The organism is Alkalihalophilus pseudofirmus OF4, from assembly GCF_000005825.2.
GTDB lineage: Bacteria > Bacillota > Bacilli > Bacillales > Bacillaceae_D > Alkalihalophilus > Alkalihalophilus pseudofirmus.
The window spans coordinates 228801-251767 of the sequence record NC_013792.1 but is presented as its reverse complement, the minus strand read 5'-3'; the positions used below and the strand labels follow the sequence as shown (position 1 = coordinate 251767).

General features: G+C 35.3%; 17 protein-coding genes. 1 reads left to right on the top strand and 16 read right to left on the bottom strand.

Going from position 1 to position 22967, the window contains the following annotated elements; translation table 11 throughout:
- Positions 1-745 precede the first annotated feature (745 nt).
- Positions 746-1228, top strand: a complete 483-nt coding sequence (locus BPOF4_RS22340; RefSeq protein WP_158305594.1) for a hypothetical protein — start codon at positions 746-748, stop codon at positions 1226-1228.
- 836 nt (positions 1229-2064) lie between these two features.
- Here the strand turns inward: BPOF4_RS22340 and BPOF4_RS20355 are convergent.
- The 16 genes from BPOF4_RS20355 to BPOF4_RS21390 all read right to left on the bottom strand — a co-directional run bounded on the left by BPOF4_RS20355 (position 2065) and on the right by BPOF4_RS21390 (position 22964).
- Positions 2065-2658 (bottom strand): hypothetical protein, encoded by a 594-nt coding sequence (locus BPOF4_RS20355; protein ID WP_012961149.1) that lies wholly within the window; start codon positions 2656-2658, stop codon positions 2065-2067.
- A gap of 182 nt (positions 2659-2840) precedes the next feature.
- Positions 2841-4088, bottom strand: coding sequence for a hypothetical protein (locus tag BPOF4_RS20350; protein WP_012961148.1), 1248 nt, complete (start codon positions 4086-4088; stop codon positions 2841-2843).
- Between the two features lie 253 nt (positions 4089-4341).
- Complete coding sequence (locus tag BPOF4_RS21405) at positions 4342-5574, bottom strand: 3D domain-containing protein (RefSeq protein ID WP_012961147.1); 1233 nt, start codon at positions 5572-5574, stop codon at positions 4342-4344.
- Between the two features lie 156 nt (positions 5575-5730).
- A complete protein-coding gene (locus BPOF4_RS20340) occupies positions 5731-6666 on the bottom strand; it encodes a helix-turn-helix domain-containing protein (RefSeq protein ID WP_012961146.1) in 936 nt (311 codons plus the stop codon).
- Positions 6667-7560: 894 nt separating this feature from the next.
- Positions 7561-7953, bottom strand: coding sequence for a hypothetical protein (locus BPOF4_RS20335; RefSeq protein ID WP_012961145.1), 393 nt, complete (start codon positions 7951-7953; stop codon positions 7561-7563).
- Between the two features lie 32 nt (positions 7954-7985).
- The gene (locus BPOF4_RS21400; RefSeq protein WP_012961144.1) at positions 7986-8678 is read right to left on the bottom strand and encodes an AAA domain-containing protein; all 693 of its coding nucleotides are present in this window, start codon (positions 8676-8678) and stop codon (positions 7986-7988) included.
- Positions 8663-10981: an AAA domain-containing protein gene (locus tag BPOF4_RS20330; RefSeq protein ID WP_012961143.1), complete on the bottom strand. Its 2319-nt coding sequence runs from the start codon at positions 10979-10981 to the stop codon at positions 8663-8665. The genes BPOF4_RS21400 and BPOF4_RS20330 overlap by 16 nt, the downstream gene beginning before the upstream one ends.
- An 870-nt stretch (positions 10982-11851) precedes the next feature.
- Positions 11852-13219, bottom strand: a complete 1368-nt coding sequence (locus tag BPOF4_RS20325) for a hypothetical protein (RefSeq protein ID WP_012961141.1) — start codon at positions 13217-13219, stop codon at positions 11852-11854.
- A gap of 688 nt (positions 13220-13907) precedes the next feature.
- Positions 13908-14303, bottom strand: a complete 396-nt coding sequence (locus BPOF4_RS20320) for a hypothetical protein (protein WP_158305593.1) — start codon at positions 14301-14303, stop codon at positions 13908-13910.
- Positions 14304-14557: 254 nt separating this feature from the next.
- A complete protein-coding gene (locus BPOF4_RS22335; RefSeq protein WP_158305592.1) occupies positions 14558-14737 on the bottom strand; it encodes a hypothetical protein in 180 nt (59 codons plus the stop codon).
- A gap of 164 nt (positions 14738-14901) precedes the next feature.
- On the bottom strand, positions 14902-15153 hold the full coding sequence (locus BPOF4_RS20315) for a hypothetical protein (RefSeq protein WP_012961139.1): 252 nt from the start codon (positions 15151-15153) through the stop codon (positions 14902-14904).
- 2 nt (positions 15154-15155) lie between these two features.
- A complete protein-coding gene (locus tag BPOF4_RS20310; RefSeq protein WP_012961138.1) occupies positions 15156-15422 on the bottom strand; it encodes a hypothetical protein in 267 nt (88 codons plus the stop codon).
- 145 nt (positions 15423-15567) lie between these two features.
- Complete coding sequence (locus BPOF4_RS20305) at positions 15568-17007, bottom strand: RNA-guided endonuclease InsQ/TnpB family protein (protein ID WP_012961137.1); 1440 nt, start codon at positions 17005-17007, stop codon at positions 15568-15570.
- A 332-nt stretch (positions 17008-17339) separates the two neighbouring features.
- On the bottom strand, positions 17340-18344 hold the full coding sequence (locus BPOF4_RS21395) for a sensor domain-containing diguanylate cyclase (RefSeq protein WP_012961136.1): 1005 nt from the start codon (positions 18342-18344) through the stop codon (positions 17340-17342).
- 61 nt (positions 18345-18405) lie between these two features.
- Positions 18406-21726, bottom strand: coding sequence for a DUF5704 domain-containing protein (locus BPOF4_RS20295; RefSeq protein ID WP_012961135.1), 3321 nt, complete (start codon positions 21724-21726; stop codon positions 18406-18408).
- Positions 21727-21737: 11 nt separating this feature from the next.
- On the bottom strand, positions 21738-22964 hold the full coding sequence (locus tag BPOF4_RS21390) for an S-layer homology domain-containing protein (RefSeq protein WP_012961134.1): 1227 nt from the start codon (positions 22962-22964) through the stop codon (positions 21738-21740).
- Between the last annotated feature and the right edge of the window lie 3 nt (positions 22965-22967).

The window sequence follows — 22967 nt, the reverse complement described above, 5'->3', positions numbered from 1 at the left end:
TGCTAGTTTACTACCTCTTGGTAGGGATTTATATATTTACTGTACAACACAGAAGAGGTTTCCTCAATAGAGAGATAGGCTGAATTCATCCCTCCTCCCTCTTGTTTTCCCTTGTTACTTATTTTATTTTCTACGTATTTATATCTTTTCTACGTAAGTATATTCTTTAAACGTACAAATGGTCTGAATACGTAAGGGGGTGGGATCTTTGCGCGCGCTGCGCTTGGTGGCAAGGGAAGGGCCAGAGCGAAAGAATAAGGGGAGAAAACTCATGTGCGTCATAGTTGCTATGGATCTGTTCGCCCCTACTGTGTTGTGTAGTACGTAAATATCTCATGGTACACTCTTGGTTTCTTAATCTTATATGGTTATAATTAGTATTAGTTCGATATAACTAATGGACATTGGAGGATTAAAACTAAACATGGAACATTTAGTATTATTTTTAGATGGTTTGATGGAGTCGAATTTTTTCCTTTTTATTTTCACCCCGTTAATAGGTTTACTGCCGCTAATTATTAAGCTATTAGCGTCGAATGAAATAGAAAGAATTTTTTTCAACAGTAACAAACGGTTAATTTATATTTGCACAAGAATAATAGGTAGTTTCCTCCTTGTTTTTTTCATTTTGGTTTTTTATGGTCTTACAATTCATAACTCATGGATACGAGAAACTCACATCTATCTTCTAATAAATTTAATAGGGTTTTATTCTTTGTTAATACTACTCTTGTATTGGTTTATTATGTCAATAGTAAAAAACCTGAAAATAAATATTACATTGAAATGGTTCGTAGTTTTCCAAAAAAAGCTGCAACATCCCTTTTTTGCAGTTCCCTTTCTTGCAGTGAGCCTTATCAGTATTTCATCATTAGGAGTGACATTTGCATCTGAATTTTTTATTAAAAACCCTCCAACGATATTTACTATTGATACAGTTTTTATAGTATTTATAGCAACTGTTTTAGTTTCATTGTTGAAGCCAAACTCAGCTAACCTCCAATCAAAATCTTTCAATAGTTTTAAAATTGAAAATATCAATAGTGATCAAGTGGATGATACTCTAAGTAATTTGATTACTTTTTCATCTTTACACAATAATAAGCTGATACTCATTCATCATGAAGACCTAATGAAGAAAACGTTTCAAATCAATAACTTTTATGTATATGATACTGATGAAAATAAATGTACTAAATATGTACGGGCGAGTAGTTTTTTATTATAATCGAACAGCATTTTAAATTCCCTCTTTCCAACCAACAATCTAGCGCCGGTTTAATACCGGCCTTTTCCTCCATTATTAATAGAGGTCATATGATGGTTAAGCCAACCTGAAATTGCTTTCGCTAATACATCATCTCCAAAGATTTCCCCCATTTGAAAAACGCCAAATTAGCCATATGTGTAGTTTCTGAACTTGAGCCAGTACACAAATTCTGTTACGCGCCTGTGCTGCACTATTCTATGAAATTCTAGATCATATTCTGGCACTTCACCCAATTGCCTATGCAGTCCATCCGAAGAAGCAAGTTGTTTTGTACTATAGAATGATAATACGTATGCTGATGATAACGGTCCTCTTTTCAATAAGAGCTTCCTCCCCAAGAATAAGACTTTTATTCCTTTCACCACTCTCCTGTGTATGAAAAAAGACGCTTATTTAGCGCCTTTAATTTGCCGTTTTTTGGGGCTTAACGTGTGATTGCTTGTCATCTACTTTCATAGATATCTTGTATGTACACATAAAAGTTTTACTTGGCATATTACATTACAATGTCTCTCGACCGATCGGTTCCCCCACCCACTCTTTTTCTTTGAACATCTTAAAGCATATGCTCAACTTGACTTTCTAACGACTGACCAACAGTACTCTTGGATAGGATTAATGTTTAGATCGCAGCCTATTTTACTTAGTATTTCATTTAACAGCCTTGCGGTATAAAAAAAAACACAGAAAGTGCGCATTTATTAATTTTGCGCACCTTCTGTGTTTTATAATTTTGGTTAAGTGTTTAAAGGAGGGGGGACTGCTCCTAAACTAGTTCATTATTGCCAAAAAACTTAAAGGGACTCAGTATAACTAACATATAAAATTTCCTTATATAATAAGGATAACCAATCAGAATCTTCTTTAGAAGGTACTAAAACCCCATAACTAATTTCTCCCTCTTTATCCTTAAGTACGTAAACCAATTCTTCATCAGATCTACTTTCACCCATTTCATCTGGAACATCTTTCCCTTCTATCCACTTGATTAATTCTTCAATAGTAATAGCAGATCTGTCTATAAAAACAGGGACTCCACTTTCTATTAAATTTAAAACCTCGGTACTTTCCACGTTAGAAAATTGATCAGCCATTATAATACTAGCAATATATTCATTCGAATTAATATGTCCTAAATCTTCAACATTCTCGACCATGTTTTCAAACCGATGGGGCGGAGTTAATTTATTAAAATCTCCCAAAAAGCTAATTTTGTATTCTTCACTTATTATTTTTTCTATGGTTTCATCATAAGATAAGTTATTATCAGAAGATGACTTAGAATCAAAAGATGATTCCTCTAAACTCGTGTTATCATTTGACGTACCACACCCTGTCATAATAATACATATAAATAAAACAACCGAAATTAAGTATTTTGAATTCATTAACCTTTTCCTCCAAGATATATTCTTTATTTAACTCTGTATTATAGTAGATATTATCAAAAACTTAACTTTAACAACCATAAATATTAGGTTAAAATGTTGAAGAAGAATAAAACTCTCTGAAGATCAATTTTATAGACTTCGGAGAGTTTTATTGATTTAAACCTTTAAAAAAGTGAAAATTATTGGCGCTTTAAAGGAATTGGAGTGTTATGAGCTAATTCTGTGGTAGTTCTAGTTACACCTGCTACAAATAATGCAGTTTTAGTATTTTGGATTGTAATCTGATTAACACTTTGTCCTTGCCAAGTACGATAGACCACAAAAGGGTTTTGAACAGTGGTACCTCTTGCATAAGCGCTATTTCGATAATCGTAAATTATCTCAACCCAATTCTTTCCAGTATCTGAATTTCCTCTAATAGTTAAATCATTTAAAGGGGTCTGGTATGTAACATTCAATTCTAATCCCCTTGGTCTAAGCCCTAGATTAATAGTTCTAGTACTCCCAGATGGCTGTGGGTGGGGGCCGTACTCGTGTACTCTTCTCCCTGACTGTGTGGGAGCCCTATTCCCGTCTGAAAAAAACTTGGCTGTGTAAGCATAACTAGTACTACCTTGAGGTACTAATTCTAAACGAGAGTGTATAGCTGCATAATCATTAGTACTATCTTGATCGAAGCGAGTATCTAAGGCATAACCTTCTTTTCTTTCATTTAAAATACCATTTCCCGAGCTGCTTCGATAATTCAAAGGACCATAAGTTCTATACCAGTGTGCTCCCAATGCTATGTTTGAAGCGCTCATAGTAGAAAATGAAGTGTCAGATTTCTTGGGACTTTCTGTATAACTATCATAAATTATACTATCTAAAAGATACTTGTAACCAGATTCTTTATCAAGTAGATTAACTCCAAAGCTTAAATTCCCTAGTTCATCTCTTGTAACATAAACAAGTTCTTCAGTAGCTGTACTTTCTTCTTCAATAAACTCGTCTTCAATAAAAATTTCATAATCTAAAAGATCTGCTAATTCTTGAGGGCTTATAGCCTCTCTCTCAAAATATACTATAGAACCTTTGTTTAATAAATCTTTTATAAACTCCTTAGTTACTAATGGCATGTGATCTTTAGAAATTATCACTGAGGCATATTCTGATAATGTGGTGCTCCTGTATGCAATGTTTTCACGTCCTGACTGTTCATGATATTCAGTATATATAGCATTATGAGCCTTATCAAGTGATTTATTCCACTCACCAATTACTCCTATTTTAATACCTTCTTCTACTGCTTTTTCTACAATTTCTTCAACCGTTGTATCTGAAATTGTAATCCCTTCAGCTACTTCGTTATGAGTTTCTGCCAGGACACCATTAACAGATAAACACAAAAAAATAGTCACTAAAAATATAATAGCTTTAATTTTCATATCTTTACCTACTCTTTCTGTATAATTTTCACATTTGACATCTTACCACAAATGGAAAATTTTAAATACACCTTTCAATATTACTATATTTATATAAGCAAAGAATTTCGTGAGTTTTTTTCACTTTTTATAGTAATTCACTTATTTTTCAGTAAAACAAAAAAATTATCTATATACCTTAAGGGTTTACCCATAGTAAGTAAGCTAAGTTCTTATATTTCACAAAAAATATATTTCACCTATACGTTTACCATCACTCCAGTATTGTTAGTTGAACAGGCCTTCTTCCCCAACGTATTGCCTCCTCATGGGATTGCATATAAACATCAATTAACATTCCTTTTATGGCTCCTCCAGTATCAGCAGCAATAGCTTCCCCATATCCTTCTACATACACTTTTGTTCCCAATGGGATGACGTCTGGATCTACCGCAATCACTTTTTGATCAGGATTTTTGTTGAGATCGATGCCCATTTTGGTAATGCCAATGCACCCTTCACAATCTCTTGTATAGGCCGTAGACATAATGCTTAATGTCTTTTTTGCTTGATGTTCACTAGTAGTCTCAGCCGCTTGAGAAGGAAGGTACGTAGCCAGTGCACTTTCTTCTACTAGATTTGGTTCTTCTACTAGATTTGGTTCTGGTTCTAGATCTGGTTCTGGTTCTTTTGTCCCAATCAAATAAATTTCATCAACGACCTCTTGCAACACCTTTTCCGTTTTAAATTGCCGGTCGACTACAGCTCCGTCTTGCTTTAATAACTCATATTCTCTAACTTTGATTCCCTCTACCCCTTTTATTTTCAACTCTCTTTTACCTAGTAGTACATTGGGGTCCTCTTCTTCTATTGTCATGTAAGGGATCACTTCCTGCTCTAATTCATGCCCTTCTGCTACGCGGTGAACCACTATGTCTCTTTCATTAAGGACTTCCGCTGTAAGAGTAGGTACTGTATAGTCTCGATCCTTTAAGGTAATACCGAGGCCGTCAATAACTTCTTGTACAGTTGTAGGGGCTGTTTCTTTAGTTAGTTTCTTACCATCCACGTGAATAGAAACGTTAAACGATTGATGGTAAGTGATGGTCATTCCTTCCCTGATAGGAATATCACCGTTAGGAGATAAAACATCATAAAGTCCTGGAGAAGGTAGTTGCCATTCCCTTATAGCTCCTTCAACAGTGGCTGCACTTGTCCACTTATTCTCTTTTCCATCTCTTGTAAGTAACATTACCTGCCTTGCTTGATTCCAGATGATTTCATCACCCTGCCTTAGCATATGATCTAATGGAACAGATAACTGATCGTGTGGCCCAATGATCCAGTCACTCTCATTAAAAAGCTCACCAACTGTTTTCGGCTTTGTTTCTACGGCAATTCCCTTACCATCCATCCAAACAACTAGTTGAATCTTTTGATCGAAACCTTGAACAGCTACAATGGCCATTAATATAGTTACTACGGCTGTAAGTAGAGTAAATAACACATACTTAATGTACTTCCTCCCCCTTCCAAAAAAAAGCACCGATAAAGAGACAGCTGTCTCCTTATCGGTGCTTCCGATTGTAAACAAAATATTTGGTTGTCATGTTGAAATTAATGGGTAATTTCATTATATCGCCTTCTGTTAAGCCTTACAAGCTTATCTCTCAATCAGATTTAGATTTCTAACAATATATTCTTCCACAGTCATTCCCCACGTGGCAGCTTTAATTCTTAATGCCTCATACTGATCTTCATCAATAGATAGAGAGATCTCTTTATCTGTTGAAAAGAAAGCAAATTCATTGTTTTGCTGAACTACCTTACCGCTTACCAAACTCCTTTTAGCGAGCTCAGCAAGATCATGGTTCTCTTCTCCTTGCCTGAAAATAAATGGTTTACATGTTACCTCAATTTCAGTTCCTATCTCCTCAATACGTACCTGCTTTAAACCTACAATTACTACAAGGGTTTCGATAAAAGTGTAAGTTAATGACCGGATATGGGTTGGCTTTACAAATCTAAAGGTAACCTTCCCCTTCCTTGTGGTGCTTTTTCCTAAATGATAAGGTGAACAAGGATAATAATTGAGTAAAAGTTGAGTAACAGATATCCTCTCACCGTAGGCATCTAACGCATACCCTTCATCACCTTTGATACTCATGATCCGAGCCAATTCACCATTCAATCGATGGACATAAGATTGAAATAAGTACGTTCTGTTTTGCTTGTTGTAATGAGACGTTTTTTTCTCTACACCTAACTTCTGGCGGTAGGTCTCCTTAAACATTTCTAGCTTCTCGTCTTCTTCTATGTAGTAGTTACCTTCTGCTTTATGTGTGGTTAGTTTTTGATTTTTAATAGCTTGATAAATGACCGCAGGTTTACATCCTATATACGCAGCGGCTTCCTTAGTTGTAATTCCTCCAGGATATAACTTTTCATACAAGGCTTCGACTTGTTCATCAGGAATACGGTACTCTCCTTCCATTCGGAAAGTATGAGGATTTTCCGGTATTAATTCTCCATTTTGTATATAGAAATATAGTTTCGTACGACTGATCTTTAACCTTTTCATTGCCTCTTTGCCATTCATACGTTTTCCTCCAAATAAAATTTCAACGACTCTATCCTATCATCAGCTTGTTTATTTCGCCATTTCCAAGTGGGATTTATAGAAAGAGAAAATAATAAGCTATTAAAAAAATTGATCAACAATGTATAAATTAATGTCCTCTCGTGGTTACCAACAAGTCCTATATATTGTCGTTAATTTATCTTATCCTTTGAACTTAAGTGCTGTAAAGTTATCATAGGTTCCCGAGAGATACTATATATTAACCCTCTGAAAATGTCATTTTCAGCATATGATAACTAGATAACATGGAAAGTTGAGTTGAATGACTGAACAACATGGCAATTATAGAAGGCATTAGCCTAATAAATTTTCAAATGAAGCATTTGAAAGAGTCTACCCGAATTCACAAGTGAATTCGGGTAGACATGCTGCTCATTATTGGTGTAAAGAATTTGTTGTTTTAAGCTGTAAAGTATTTATTTATAAAAGCCAACAAATTGAATGTTGACCTACCTCTGTGTACTAGTTAGTTAACAATGGAACGACATTAATGGCTGGATTTTTTTATTACAAGAAAACCCCCACAACTTGTGAGGGCTTCATGGTGTAATATCGCAACAGGGGGAATTCATATGATGCTTACCAACTTGTCTTTATTATAAGTTGCAAAACAACCCAAGTCTAATTAGTATATTAATATTACTTTAGGTTGAATTCCATTTACACAAATTGTTACTATAATTATATGAGGTATTACTTCCCTCTTTTCCCCTTGATACCCCTCTCAGAGGGGTTTTTTATTTCCTTTTTTCATAGGAGTAAAAAGGAAATAAAAATGACAAGTGCTATTTTATTTTTGCAGCACCACTTGGCGTCTTTTGAACAATTTGGTGCTCTTGTTCAAATAATTTGTTAATCATATTTTAATAACTCCAATTCTAGCTCACTATTTAATTTTGTATTCGCCCATTCCTTTACATCTGTTATATCAATCTTATTAGTTGTTGCAGAGTCGCTCCCATCTTTATTCCTACTGTAAATCACTTCAACTTCCTGTAAACGATCTTGAATAATTGGACCTTCAAACCAAATAATTTCACCCGTTTTGAAAGAACTCTCTCCCTCATCCTTAAATACATACTCATTGTTAAAAAACAACCCATCCACATATACGTTTATGCCTAAATACTGTATATTATTGACATCACCCATTTCAATTGAAATTCCTTCACCTTGTTGTTCTGCAGTTTTTTCACTACATCCAAATAGCAATAATAAAGCTAATAATATTGTAATTTTTCTCAATAATAATCTCCTTTACTTAGCGCCAGTTAGCATTAGTAATATTTTGTTTCAGTCTCGTATTCCTCTATTTCTTGAATTATAATTTTATAGTTATCAAATCTTTCAAGCAAGTTCTTATCGCCAATTATATAGAACTCTTTCTTAGCTCGAGTTACTGCTACATTCAATAAGTTAGGCTCTTTACAAGCCCATTCTCCAGCACTAAGTGTAGTGGCATCCGTGCCGGTGACAAAATATACAATATCAGCTTCTTTACCTTGAAAGGTATGAACAGTGCCAACATTATTCTGTACCCAATCTTTATAAAAAGTCTCAAATTCCTCTATTTCTTGTTTCAATAAACTTTTAACTCCGAATGAATACTCTATGTCATATATTGGAGGTGCTTCTAACCATATTTTCATATTTTTAAATAAACCAGAAACTAAATCTTTTTTAATCTCATTTTTCACAACAGAAAAAGGAGTTATAACAAATACACTTGGAAAGGAATATTCCCCTTTTATATATTTATCAATTTCTTCCACCAACATATTATTACTGCGCCTATTCCTTAAATCAACATACTTTTTCATTAAGATATAAGATTGTTTTTTTAGTGTATCCCAATTCTGATTTATACTTTGTTGATTTAGTACAGCTTCTAACAGTGGTTTCATTTCGTTTATCTCCCCTAATTTACCCTTAATAGAATCTAACAATTTTTTTCTTAGATACTTAGCCATAATTTCATTAATGTCCTTATGAGAACATCAGTTTGTTCAGGTACATACTGTTTCACCTTAACATTCCCCTGCGTATTCAACCATTTTGCAACGCCATCAGTATTGCTTTTATTATCATTAGCTAGAACCATATTCCCGTTATAAGCTAGCTTATTTGCTATAGAAAACATAGGGTTTATACATCGTCTATGAACCCATAACGGTATACCAATCCATTGATCCTCATTAATGGATGTCCCAATTGGATTAGATCTGTCAGCCAAAGATTGTACCGAACTTTTGGCATTTAAGATCTCATCATCAACTTTATTAATTAAACAAATATCTTTTAAAAGTGAAGCTTCAACTGATTGAACCGGCTCTATTTGTAACGGATCTCCAACAGCAAGAACCTTTTTAGAACGCCATATTGCACCTACAGCTTGGGCTGGAGTTGCTTGACCAGCTTCATCTATGAATAGGTTTGGAATAAAATCTTTAGGCATCCCATGGTACATAGAAGCAAAACTGGCAAAAGTAGTACTAACTACAGGACAAATACAATGTACGGTATTCCACATAGCTTTCATAGCATTTATTCCTTTTTCGCTGTTTATATCTATTGCATTTCTGTTTTCATTAAGCAGTGACAGAGCAGCTTCAATTTTTGCATAATTAACTGATAGGAAATGTCGCAGTACAATTAAAGCCTTAATAAATAGTTGTGATCTTAAAGTATTTAATTCATTTGTTTGAAATAAAACTTTCTGTTGCCTAGATTCATAATTAGCACTTTGCCAATAAAGATCAGTAGATTGTTCGAATTCGGGATCATCAATAGAATATTTATGAAATTTATCAGCTGACTTGGCCAAAGATTTTCTAATCTTCTTTACTTCCTTGTACAACTTGATAAATTCATCACATGCCTTTTCCCATTCTTTAATTCGATTTTCCCTTTGCCCACCCGTTTTAATAAGACTGTTCATAAAACTGAACGTATCATGTGTAAGCAAAGTAGATGCATTTTTAATATTATCTCCTTTTCCTAGCGGAATCGAAAACATCCCCCATGATTCCTCACCAGTAACCTTCTTACTTATTGCTTTGGCATACCTTAATGGTTGCATCTCCTTTAAAAAATCGGGATGTATTTCTTTTTCTTTGGGTAAATCTTTAGAGATATTTTCCACAGCAGTATTATTACTTGAAGCAACAACAGCAGCATGTGCTGCTATTGAAGGATCTAAATTGTAAACATTTCTTGATACAGGTTCTCTGCTAAATCGGTTTTTTATAGTAACCTTTGTACCAGTGTCTATCAATGCCTTATCCGGTTTATTTCGAAACGCTACTAGGGCTATAGCCTTTCGAACAATAATTTCAGCAAATATATCTTTTAGTAACGTTGTTTTCCCTGTACCTGGAGGACCGTTTACGGAACTAATGCGCATATCACTTCTAAAAAATTCATTGATAGCAACTTGTTGCATCAATGATGCTTTATGTTCAACATTGGATGGCCATCTGCCTAGTGGTGTATTAAGTGGATGTAATGATTCCTCAATAAACTCTCTGTTTTCATTAATATCTATCTTACGCTTTGGCTTTCTGAAAAATTGTTCAATTGTCATACCTTTTTCTTTTATTGCTTTTAATATATCTTCGGAGTAAAAACTATTAAACTTATCTTTTTGTTCACGTTTTCCATCTATTATTGTTAGTTCCATATAATGCTTGTCTTTTTCAGTATTTGGGGGGATTGCAAAAACTGTATTGTATTCTTTTGAAAATAATTCTAGCCACTCTGGTGATAGTTTTCCTCCATTAATATTTGCTGCTTGCCCTTCTAAGTAAGTACAAGCCTCTTTATAATCATCAAAAAAATTACTCTTTTTTTTAAAAGGAGATTTATTTTCAATTGCTAATTTTACAAATAATGTTACATGGGGTACAAATAGCGAATCTTTAATATATTTTTGATTTTCATCAAAATCTACAAAGAAACCGAAGTAGTTCTTTAGGGATTTATTATGTATTTCATCTCTAACGTGAGAAATATCTCTTTGAAACTGCAGTAGTTGATGCTCTCTAAAACAGTATCCATATAATCCATAGTTAGGCTTCATGTTATTGTTTCTTAACTTAAGGCTAGATACGGACCATTCTTTAGCCAAAAGGTCCGTATTTAATTGTTCTAATTTATGAAGGCTCTTTATCTTTTGAGTTGTATATTTTCTGCTTATAGTACCTGAATTAGGAATTTCAAAAGGAGCTAACGTTTCTATTTGCCATAGCGCTTTTAAGATATTATTTACTTTCAAAACTTCACAACCTTTATTAAGTTCTATATTTTATATCGACTTCTAGTAATAAAAATGCAGTAAGTGTGAAATACTTGACAAGCCAATTGCAATACATTCTTTTTGGGACTCCTCCTGTAACGCTGCAATAGTTTCACCATATCCCCTCTACATACGCTCTCGTTACTAATAGCATCACATGAAGGTCTTTAGCAATCACTCTTTTGATAGGATTTTGTTTAGATTGCTCTAATTTAGCATTTCAATTAATAGCTTTCCGGTAAAAAACAAACACAGCAAGTGCGTATTTATTAATACGCACTTGCTGTGTTTGTTTTACAATTATAGTCAATTATTTAAAGGAAGGGGAATTCGCCCATTTAGGAGTTGCATGTTTATCCCAAGCGAACTAGAACTCCCACTTCCTCTCTCAGCTACCAATATCTTTTCACTTTGCTGATTTTTGAATTTTTTTCCACAACTTAAAGACTTTATCTCAGTTTGGATTCCTCACTCTAGCCATGCTACATTATCAACATCTTCACCGCACCTTGTATTGTGCTTGTTTTGAAAAAATAAAAAACAAGTTATCAAACTTGTCTTAAGAGTAAAACCTATATATATGAATCATTCAATCCTCATTTGGCGATAATTAAAGAGAGGGGAGGTGAAAATAATGTCTATTATCATCAATCAATATGGGATTTTCATAAAAGCGAAATGGCTCACAATTCTACCCATCCTGGTTTTAGTAAGCCATTTCATTAATTAACTAAAATAAGAGGGGGGTATCGCCCCCTTTTACATCTATAGTATGACCAAAAATACAATTAATAAAATAAATTAAAATAATTTTTTCAAAAGCTTCTTTATACATTCTTACGACAAATTCTATCTATTAATGCTTCTATTCATGTCTTTAGCAACTTTTTTCGCTTCTCTGTATAATTGATATTCTCTGTGTGTCATAACTTTGATTGATCTACTTAAATCAACATTTTTATCTCCACCAAACGCCCATTTTAAATTATCATTTATAAAATTATCCATTTTGCAAAGGTGATATTGATTACTTTTCCTTGAATGAACTATTATTTCATTTTCATTATATGAGATAAAGGCTATCTTCATAAACTTTTTTCCTAAATTTTTCTCCATTTGTTTTAACGCTATCTCAGCACTTTCACTTTCATATATATTCGACTGCTGAAGTAAATAACTTTTAGTTAACATTTCAATTGGCTCTTCCCCAAAAATAATCATACCAACTTCCTCCATAAATAGCTGATACCCAATATACAAATTAACCCTTGTTAATGGTTTCATCTGAAAAACTAACTGACCCCTATCATGGTCCATCGAAACAATAGAAGAATCTACTTTATCAAAATGAGTATTTAAGAGATTGATTATAAAGCTAATAAAATTAGTCTCAGTTACTCGTCCTGCAGTTCTTGAAGTTATAAAACCATTATCAGATTCAATCATTCTTAATGCAGTTTTGTTACCATTACGCTGAAGGTTTTTAATTATATTTTTGGTAACTATAAAAGGAACATCTATTTTTTGTTTAACATATCTTTCTATATTAAGCTCGTACTCTTCCTTAGTTTCTAAATTTTTCGCTATTTCGGCAACACTATCATTTTTATGGCCGTTTTCTAAGTAGTCTTTATAAAGTGCTTGTGTGGTATTCATTAAATCATAATAATTTTTGGTTCGTTCTTTAGGGATATAAATAGGTTGTTTATCTAAAAAAGCAGCCCATTTCTCTATTTTTTCATTCACATCCGGAATGAGGGAATTTAATTTAAACATTCTTTGTATTTTAGTGGCATTTTTCTTTAGATCTGCTATGGTCGTTGGTAACTTTAGTCCATCATTAACGAAGTCCTCAATGCAATCACTACCTACATTAAGTTTTTCACCACTAATTTTATTTTTAATATAAAATATATATCTGTTTCCTGTTGCACAAAGCGAACATTTAATATCCGTATTACCTTCTCCCTTATCCTCAACAATTTTACTTTCGTCTGCTTGCCACTCGTTATGAGCTTCCCTGATCACTTGCCTTAGAACCGTACGCATAAAGCTTTGTTTTTCATGTGGCAAGCTATTGACTAACCCATTGGTTATTCTTTTATTCTTTACTAATAAATCTCGGTACTCTCGGTACAACTCAGATTTAAAATGTACACTGTGTAACAATAACACTCTGTCTCTTTTTTGTATGAACAATTTATTATCGTTTGACATACTGCACCACCTTATACAAATAGTTCCATTACTATTTTACTAGAAACATTTAATTTGTTCCAATAAATAAAATAAACCTCATCCCGCAAACTAGAAGAGGCTTTGATAGATATGTACTGCTATTTTCTTTTCTGACCTTTCGACACATGGTTGGGCTGTATTGGGCTGTACTTTTAGATATAACTAACATCTTAGCTACCGCTTCGTACGACAATAAGTAACCACCAACCATTAATGGATTTCCTTTTCACTCGCAGTTAACACTGACATGGCATCCTCTAAATGATTTATATCCATTGTGATACATGACTCCTCTTTAATACTCGTCAAATTATATTCATTAGCATGAGTCCGTACGTACTAATAAATTGTTAGACCATCTACAGGCTTAAAACTTTACGCTGATATGCTAATCGACGTTCAATGCCCTTTTTAAACTCGGCCGTTTACCAGTAGACTTCCATACAATTGAGAACATAGTATCACTAGATATCGGTCTAATAACTTATCCTCTTCTATTCCACCCTGTCTCTTTTTTCAAGCCATTTCTCGTTTTGAGTTTCTTTTGTTCTTTTTTAACTACCTTATATTCATTGGCTTCTTCCCTCCTTACCAATAAAAAGAGGACGCTAACAGACTACAGGCTTCCGTAATCAAATAGTGTCCTCAAATGGGGTGGTAGAACTATTCATTTAAGTTTTTGTATTGCTGTATCAATGTATTCTGAGTAGTTATCAATTAGACGATCTAACTTCATTTCGATATCCGGATACACTTCATTTTTTACAGCGTTTCTAAGGTGGACCGAATGCTTTTTCGTCAGCAAGATATCAGACCCTGTCTTTGATACATACTGCATCTCACCTAAAACCTCATAAAAATCTCCAAATATCTCTATTGGTACATTTTCTAACGGGATACTCTCTAGTTTTTCTACACTCTTTCTTAAATCATCAATTGAATGCTTTAATACCTCACTCCCAAAATCCGTATTATTTATTTGGTTTATATCCGAATATGCAGACCTTAAGTGTGGCTTATATATAAAATATGAGCGCACCTCTTCTCTTAATATGGGTTTCATTTCAGATTTACCATTATAATGAAATTTCAAAGCAGCATTTAGCCAATTAGTGATTATCGGTATGGTGGCACCTATAACCAAACTAATTATTATCTCCCTGGTCATAACGCTTCTCTCTCCTCATACTTCACTCTTACCTTGCTCTGATGAGTAACTACGATCGTTTATACATGTGCCTGTTGTTTTCAAAAAAATAACTCTCGAATAGACCATTGTTTGTCCACGTACTTGCCGGATGGTGGAGCTGGAAAATATCAATCTCCGATACAGCAGAGTTTACTTATAATCTGGTAAAAGCAAGCTAATATATAAAACCCCGTATGGGTATTGCCTACTGTTAAACCTCTTATGCTACTTTCGCCTTGAATTAAATCTTTTGTTGAAAAAGAAAATGAGGGTACAGAAACAATTACTAAAGCATCTCTTTCTGCCATATCTAAAACATGAATAGAGTCATAATATCTCAAGAAATTATAAGTAAAGGAGATGTTATAACATTAATATCTCTTTCTGTATTAACCTCCGGCATTAAAAAAAGTCCCCTAATGATGTAGCCTTTGTTGCACAACATCTCGCTGATCACCACTAAGCTTACTATTTAATTGAATCTAAAGTCGCTATATTCTCTTAACTCATCTGGTTTTAGCCTCAAATGGTGAAGGGCCACAGCAACCGCATGTAAATTTACAGTTTGATTGATAGTCGTATCCAACTTCTCGAGCTCCCTTTTAGCTCTCTGTTTTTCTTCTTTTGTACCACGAACTAACATTGCGTTTAATAAATGATACTTTTCATGCAACACAGCAGCATCTAATTGGTTAAGATTATGTAAATCTGGTTTTATACTCATGGTTAAACCCCCTGATCGTTAGTTTTTTTTACAAATAAGGTGAAGAAGGTTTTCGTTTCACACAAAAGGAACCAAAGACTTATACAAGCATTTTTCAAGAGTAATAGTACAACGATGAAGGCCGCTCCGATAAAGGCTCCTATTGATAGTGCATGGTTCTTATCATTGAACAGAATATCTAATAAATAGCCAAAGCCGACTACAACCATTCCAGTGCCTGCTGCTTGTAATATTGGTTTGGCGATTTGATACCGTATGAATACTCCCACCACTTAATTTCTACCAAATTTGAAGTGGGGGTTTCTGAGGTGTCGACTTTCAAAATGACGATTAACCACCAGTGGAGTTGACACGTTGGTGTGCTAAAAACACCCAACCCCGCTATCCTGTCGTATCATGTCTTCAGGATTACTTTTATTTGAGCACAATCGATACTGGTTTGGACATTGAGTTCCCTATTAAAAACGGCTCTTGAAATGCATCTTTAAATACCTTCCTCATAATGTTTCCAGCACCGTTCACATCAGCGTTAAAAAGGGTTCCGTTCTTCGAACGATATACCCCACGCTTAATACGCTTACCTGAGAATGATTTTTTCAAATCATCTACGCCGTAAACGGGGATTGCGTCAACATCTAGGAAACTAGCTTTTGAAGTGTAGGACTCTTCGGTCACTATGACTTTGATTCCGTGTCGTTCAGCCTTATAGGTAATCATACGTATCAAAAGACTGTGCGGAATGGATACAAACGATTGGTTATTCTTTTTACCCATATTTGAATGTTGTTTCCAATCTTTGTTATGACCAATAATAAGGGTATCAATATCTTCTTCTAAGATAATTCGTTCAATTTGAGAACTAGCTTTGTGGAACAAATCCTTAATTTTTAAAAAACGTTTATGGTTAATTTTCTCTAAACGTTTAGAAGTGAATGGACCCTCTTTCGGATTTTTCCCTTGACGAAGAATACCCATATAATACGCTCTTAATTGATTGTATCGCTGATTGATGGATTTAATATTTTTGCCCTTCACTAATACAGGTCTTCGACCTGTGTTGGTGACGATGGTTGCAAGATTATCAATCCCTAAATCAACAGACATATAACGATTTTTAGATACTTTCATTTCATGTTCCGAAGGAACTTGAAAAATCAACTCAACAACGTAGTGTCCATATTTCGGAAGAATACGAACTTGTTTAAGCTTCCCTTCAACACAACCTAATTTACCAATATTCAAACGCTCTTTTGTCTTAGGGAACTTCAAATACTTTCGTTCTTTAATAACGCAATCTTGATTTGAAAACGTGACTTCTTTTTCAAAAGAACGACCGTAACCAGGGATTTTCGGTCTTGCCTTAAATTTACCAGGGTTTACTTTAAACTCTCTTAGACTGGCGTAAAACGATTTCCAATTTTGGAAAACGCTCTTGATTATCCCTTGACTAGACTGTGTAGGAAGTGAACGATAATCGCGTTGAATCATTGATTTGAAAAGAGCGTCCAAAAAGTTGTAATCAACATACGGCTTTTCTTTTGAAGGCTCTTTGAATAAGTTGCATTTGATTTCTTTTCGGTTTTCAACTGGTTTTGATTTTTCCTTCTCTACCTTCTTTAGATAAGCAGCTAGTTGGTTATCGTTAATTTTTGGTAGATGAGTTTGGATATTTTGTAGAACTTCTTGTTGGAGGGGTTGTAAACCTTTGTCTTGTGTAAGACCCGTAAACACTTGTCGAATATAAAAGTTGGTTGTGTTATGCAGATTTTTGGCGTTTTGGCACATCTCTTTATAATAACTATACAAACGATGCCCTTTTTTGACTTGAATTTGCATGGTTTTATAATGAACCATTGACCTCACCCCCCAAACATAAGTTCTTATTATTGTATATTACCAAAGTTCCGACAAAAACTCTAGTGTGAAAACACAAACCGCCAATTCACCTCCCACCTATAATTATATTGATTTTTTGAGGAAGGGGTCCTCTTGGCTGAAATGATAGAAAAGCGAAGTGGAATCCTGGATCACTTTCAAAATAAAATACTAATAATAAAAAGAATATTAAGCTCCAACCATAGGTTAAGGAGAGGATCAATAAAATCTTTTTCTTCATTTACTTCACCCTTTTCTACTTGCGTATAATTAACATACCTCGGACTGGTGGTTTGTGCAAAAAACCGCTGCTATGCAGATACTACCTTGTTTTTACCAGTGGTTTTTGCTTGATACATATTTTCATCCGCAGAAACTACTAAATCACGTACACTCATTCCTTCACGAAGTGAGGAAACCCCAATAGAAACGGTAACGCCCGTTTTTTCTTCAATGGTTTGTCTAATTCTCTCTGCCAATTCCTCTTGTCGGTCCTCTTTAACAGCTGCAACGATCTCTTCACCGCCATATCTACCTACAATCCCATGGGCTTGTACAATATTTTTCGTGATATCTGCTACTTCCTTCAATACTCTGTCTCCTTCTTCATGACCTTTTGTATCGTTTAACGCCTTAAAATCATCAATGTCCATAAATATCATACTCACAGGTTCCTTTACAGCCATCTTATCTAATTGTTGATTAAAGTAGCGCCGGTTATAGAGTTTAGTTAGAGGATCGATTACCGATGATTTAGTAATAGCTAGCATGAGATTAATAATCCTAGCAAACATTAAATGAAAGCTTAACAGCGTAAAACCTATATATACTACGTAAAGAATGCTCTTTAGCGCGGCAATTTCAGGAACGTATAATAAGGTAACACCCAGAATATAACCTCCAATCATCATGGAGAACCAAGCTATGTAGATAACCATGTTTATGTATGTATGGCGTAAGGTGTACCCAACCCAACACAAGCTACCAAACAATAATAAACTTCCAATAGCTAGTGCAATGTTATGCTGCAACGATATTGTTACTGTTGCCACCAAAGTGGCACCTAGCAATACATACACTTTACTGTTAACGGTTTTGTTATAAAAGAATAATACAGCACCCATTAATGTAATGGTTTGCCATGTTGCAGTGATAAGAAAGACTCGATTATCTAAGAAGAGAGATAACAAAGAAGCAGCGCCGGATAACATCAGTAGGGCCATCACTAGAACATAATTCGTTTTCTTCCACCGCTTATACATCCCTGCCATCATTAATAACATAGCAATAAGCATAACGCTTACTGATAACATCATAAAAACCACTCCCTCTACTTATAGAAGAAGCCGAACAAATAATTTGTCCGGCTTCTCGTGCTTAATGGGTACCACTAATATCAAAGTCATCAATAGAGGATAAATCACCGTGATAGAAGATCACGTCTCCATCTATTAGATTCATAGTATTGCCTAAACCATCGGTCTTGCTGTACTTAAAACCTTCCCGCTGCCATTGATTAGATAGCGGCGCGTTAATGTATTGTAAATGTGGTTGATCGGTATTTCCGTTTCTCACAGATTCAATATTAAAATTGACGATAATATAACCGTCTTTAAGGAATATTGAAGACTGCTCATTTAATGTATTCATACGACCATAGCTTGCTAGATTTGTTCCTGCTGGGACGGCATAAACTTCAGCAGGCAAACTATATTCTCCATACCATTGTTGTTCTGCACCTACTGCTTCTAGTGCGGTAACACTTGCTCCTGGAGGTACTTGTGTAGGTCCTATAAATGTTCGAGCACGATGAGGAAGAATCATCCAGTCATATTCGCCAATCCACGTTTTTTCTCGCATTTCATTACGTTTATATGCATTAAGAAATGATGTGAACGGTTCGGAAGTACCTAGATGGTCATAAAAATGATACATATAAGATACAGTGTTAGATAAATCAACATCCGATATATTACGCAGTCGATCGTTAAGAATGACAAATCTTTCTACAGTATCCTCATCACTACCGATCTTTACGAATTTACTATCATTTGTATGGTAATAAAGGTCAATATTTTCTCTTACCGTCCCTTCCTTATTAACAAAAGAAAAAGAAGGCGTTATACGGACCCCATCTTGGACCCCTTGCATATTCCCTTTAGTCTTCAAATCGAACTTAAAATGATACCCTGTCTTGATTCCGACATTTGCTTTTGCCGAATCAGGATGACTCCCTACCATCATCGGTAAGGTAAACGGTTCAGAGTTTCCTCTAAGTCCCCCATCAATTTCTTTATCTCCGACCCAATAATAATTTTCGGTGTGACGAGGAGAACCCTGTCTGACTCTAAATACCTCTTCCCAGTTATAATCAGCCACATCTGTGACTCTAAAGTCATATAAACGGCCGATTACTTCAACAGGTAACTCTCTTATAGCTGCGTGGTTTAAGATGTTTAAATTTGCATAGGTCTCACTAGAATATCCAGATGGGGCATTCTCAGCAATCACTCTATACTCGATATCGTAATCTCCTTCTTCCACCCATACAGGCGTAAAAAATTCTACAGTAGAGGTAGAGCCAGGTACATTAATCCAAGTACCTGCGGGTATGAACTGAGTTTGAGTAGCATTATAGACATCAAAAGGTATGCGTACTTGTTTCTCACGTACATATTTTTCATAATTTCTGTTACCATAGCCCGGAATATTACGATGTTGTCCGTGAGTCCCTAGATCGACAGTAAATGGGCGATCTAGGATTACCGCGTTTCTACTGGTATTCGGTGAAGTCTTTTGGTTAAAGTCTTCATCATCAGATACATCACCATTAGCTACAACCGGTGTATGCACTGTAACACTATTTATGCCATTAATAATGAAGAACTTTTCACTTTCTCCTCCATTAATTCCGATAACCTGGTTATATCGTATATTTCCACTACTTGGTGTATTTGCTCGGTTTACCTTCGACGAGCTAATCACCATGTTGCTACGGTACAACACATTTTGATTTATCATTCCTGGTGTAGGAATGCTTGACGGTGTTGGTCCGCTTTGATTTACTCTTTGATTGTTCATTATAGTAGAGCCGTTAAAGGTAACTCTGTCATTTTGAACTTGATTTTGTCCAATGGCAGCATCAGCATTACTTTGGAAATTTTCAGTCGGGACTGAAGGTCTTTCATTACCCCCATTAATAACTTGCGTGCCCATATCTACTGGAGCGCAATTGGCTGGGAATACATGATCCTCCACTCGATTACTATGATCAGCATTAACATTAGGAGGCGTGTATCCGTTAGGTAGTAATGTGATTGATTCATTAGGTAATGCGTAATTTGACATCGTAGCATGTTGTAGACCATATACCTCTAGGTTACCTATTTGCCAGTAACTGTAGGGGCGAACAACTGTATAGTTTTCCTGAAAATATTCTGTCTCACTTTTAGGTTCATGGGTTGTCGTACACTCACCATCGTCGTCACAAGTTTCTTTGGGTTCCTGCCAAGTTAACTCATATGTTTTAGTTACTGGAACCGTATATGTAACTTGACCACTCATTTGTTGGAACCTTTGTTGAAATAAATATTCACGACCAAATGCATTAGCATAAAGAGATTCACTGGTAGGAATCCCAAGAGTGACATCAAACTGCTCACTCCCCCTATTGTCAGCCCTAATCATTCCAGATGTATTGGGGGTCATTGTGTCAGCAGTTAAGAGTTGCCCACTATTAGGTGTGGAAATAATATAATCACAGTCTCCCGGTGGTGGAGGCTGCGGATTCGGATTTGGATTTGGAACCAATTCCTCGTCTACTACAATAGCTTTTGCGGTATCTACTAGATGATATTCATTCGTTCTCCATCTAGCTGCGATATTAGCTTGCCCTACATTATTTCCTGTCACCATCCCATTTCCATCTACAGAAGCTACAGCTCTAAGGTCTGTGGACCACTCTGTTTCAGGTCTATGAGTTACATCTACCCATTGAGACCATTGATCACTGCCCCAAGGCTTAGTGCGTACTTCAGCTCTATACTGAACTTTATCCCCAATTCTCATTGTGGTATCTTGAATTACACGGATCTCTTTTGTTTCTTCTAATCTCCCGTTCCAAACCGCTTCAGCCCATACATTATAACGAACTACCATTTTAGGAAAATTTGTACCTGGTCTATTTACACCTTGAGAAAAAGTTTCAGAGGGAACGAAATCATGCCCTGTTCTAGTGTATAGCTGTACAACGAAAGGTTGATTCACATCAAAATAGTAATTAACTCCTTCAAAAGAAGGTTCTCTGTGTTCGTTAAAGTTTACGTATTTCAGAGTTGGATTATTAATTGTACTAGCAGAATATCTATTACCATCTTCATCTATAAATGAAGGAGCAGAATAGTTCCTCCAGTCAATTTGATCTACAATTAAATTAGTTCTTGGAACTGGATTGGCATTAGTACCTTCCATTGGTACATTCTTAGCGGTTTGTTGTCCAGCAGCATTTGTATAATTAACTCTAAACTCTCCGCCATCTAATTGATAATAGGTCACCCTAGGATTTATCTCAGCAGGTATCGACTCCACGTTTTTAAAGATTGTTTGTTGTTTGGCAGCCGGCTGTTGAGAATAAGAAGATTGCTGACCTAACAAGATTACAAAGAAAGTAGATAGAATAATTAATATTATTCTCTTCATTAAGCATCCCCTTACTTTCTAACAGTAATCGTAAAGCGTTCACCGTTAACTGTTGCGTTAGGATTTAAAAATATAGATCTATGATGGAATGTACTATCACCTAAAGGAGCTCGATTAACAGTAGTCATTTCCCAGTATGTTTTCCCTGTTCCAGCAATGGAGTTCATATAATTAGAAAAATTGTATCCGTCAAAACCAGGCAAGTTAAATCTATTTAAATTTTTAACATCTAATCGAGACCCATAAATCAAACCCTGAATATAATCATTATAATAGGCGTTATAATTTGGTGAGTTCGATGCTTTAAACGACTTTTCTACAAACACAGGAATGTGTTGATCAGAACCAGCACCTCGTTCACCGACAAACATTTTTGAATAAATGCTGTTATGTTTCTGACCTACTCCATCTAAGAAAATCAATCTATTAACACTAGCTGATCCGATCCCTCTCAAGTGAGGAATCTCTTTGTTCCGTATATTACTAAAAGGCTCAGTAATCTCATAATTTGTAGTAACTTCTACATTCGTACCAGTTGTCCCTACAGCTCTTAATTCTTCTAAACCTTGAAATGACTCTGCATCAGCTTGCATAACATTTAGGTATCTTACTAATAAGGCAGCGACTTCAGCTCGTGTAGTTTTACCCTGTGGACGGAAAGTATCATCTTGATATCCATTTAATAAACCTGTACCAAGAGACACTGCAACATAAGGTACATCTGGCTTTTTAAGTTGGCCTCCATAATATTCTGGAATTGGAACAAGCGTGTCTTTAGTATCTTTTAGAGCTTGACCATAATCCTCATCAATTTGGGCAAGCCCGTTAGCCATCCACTTAGCCATTTCTGCTCTAGTCAGAGTACGGTTCGGTTCAAACCGACCATTGTTAAAATCATTGGGGTTAATAAAACCTAACGCTAACCCTTTATTAATGGCATGAGTACTCCAGTGATTTGAAGGGACATCAGAAAAAGTATGCTGCTTGGTGCTCTCCCCTGGTATAATCCTTGAGAGGAAAGCCGCAAACTCAGCTCTAGTAACTTCATTACTTGGAGCAAATGTTCCATTTGGGTATCCAGCTATGTATCCACGATTAGCAACCTGTTCAATAGTGCTGTAAGCCCAATGGTTGGTTGCTACATCTTTAAATGATTGGGCACTAGCCTCTGCATTAGTATTGAATAGAAGTAAGCCTGCTAGGACGGTGGCACTTAATAATTTTACGGTCTTTTTCATAAC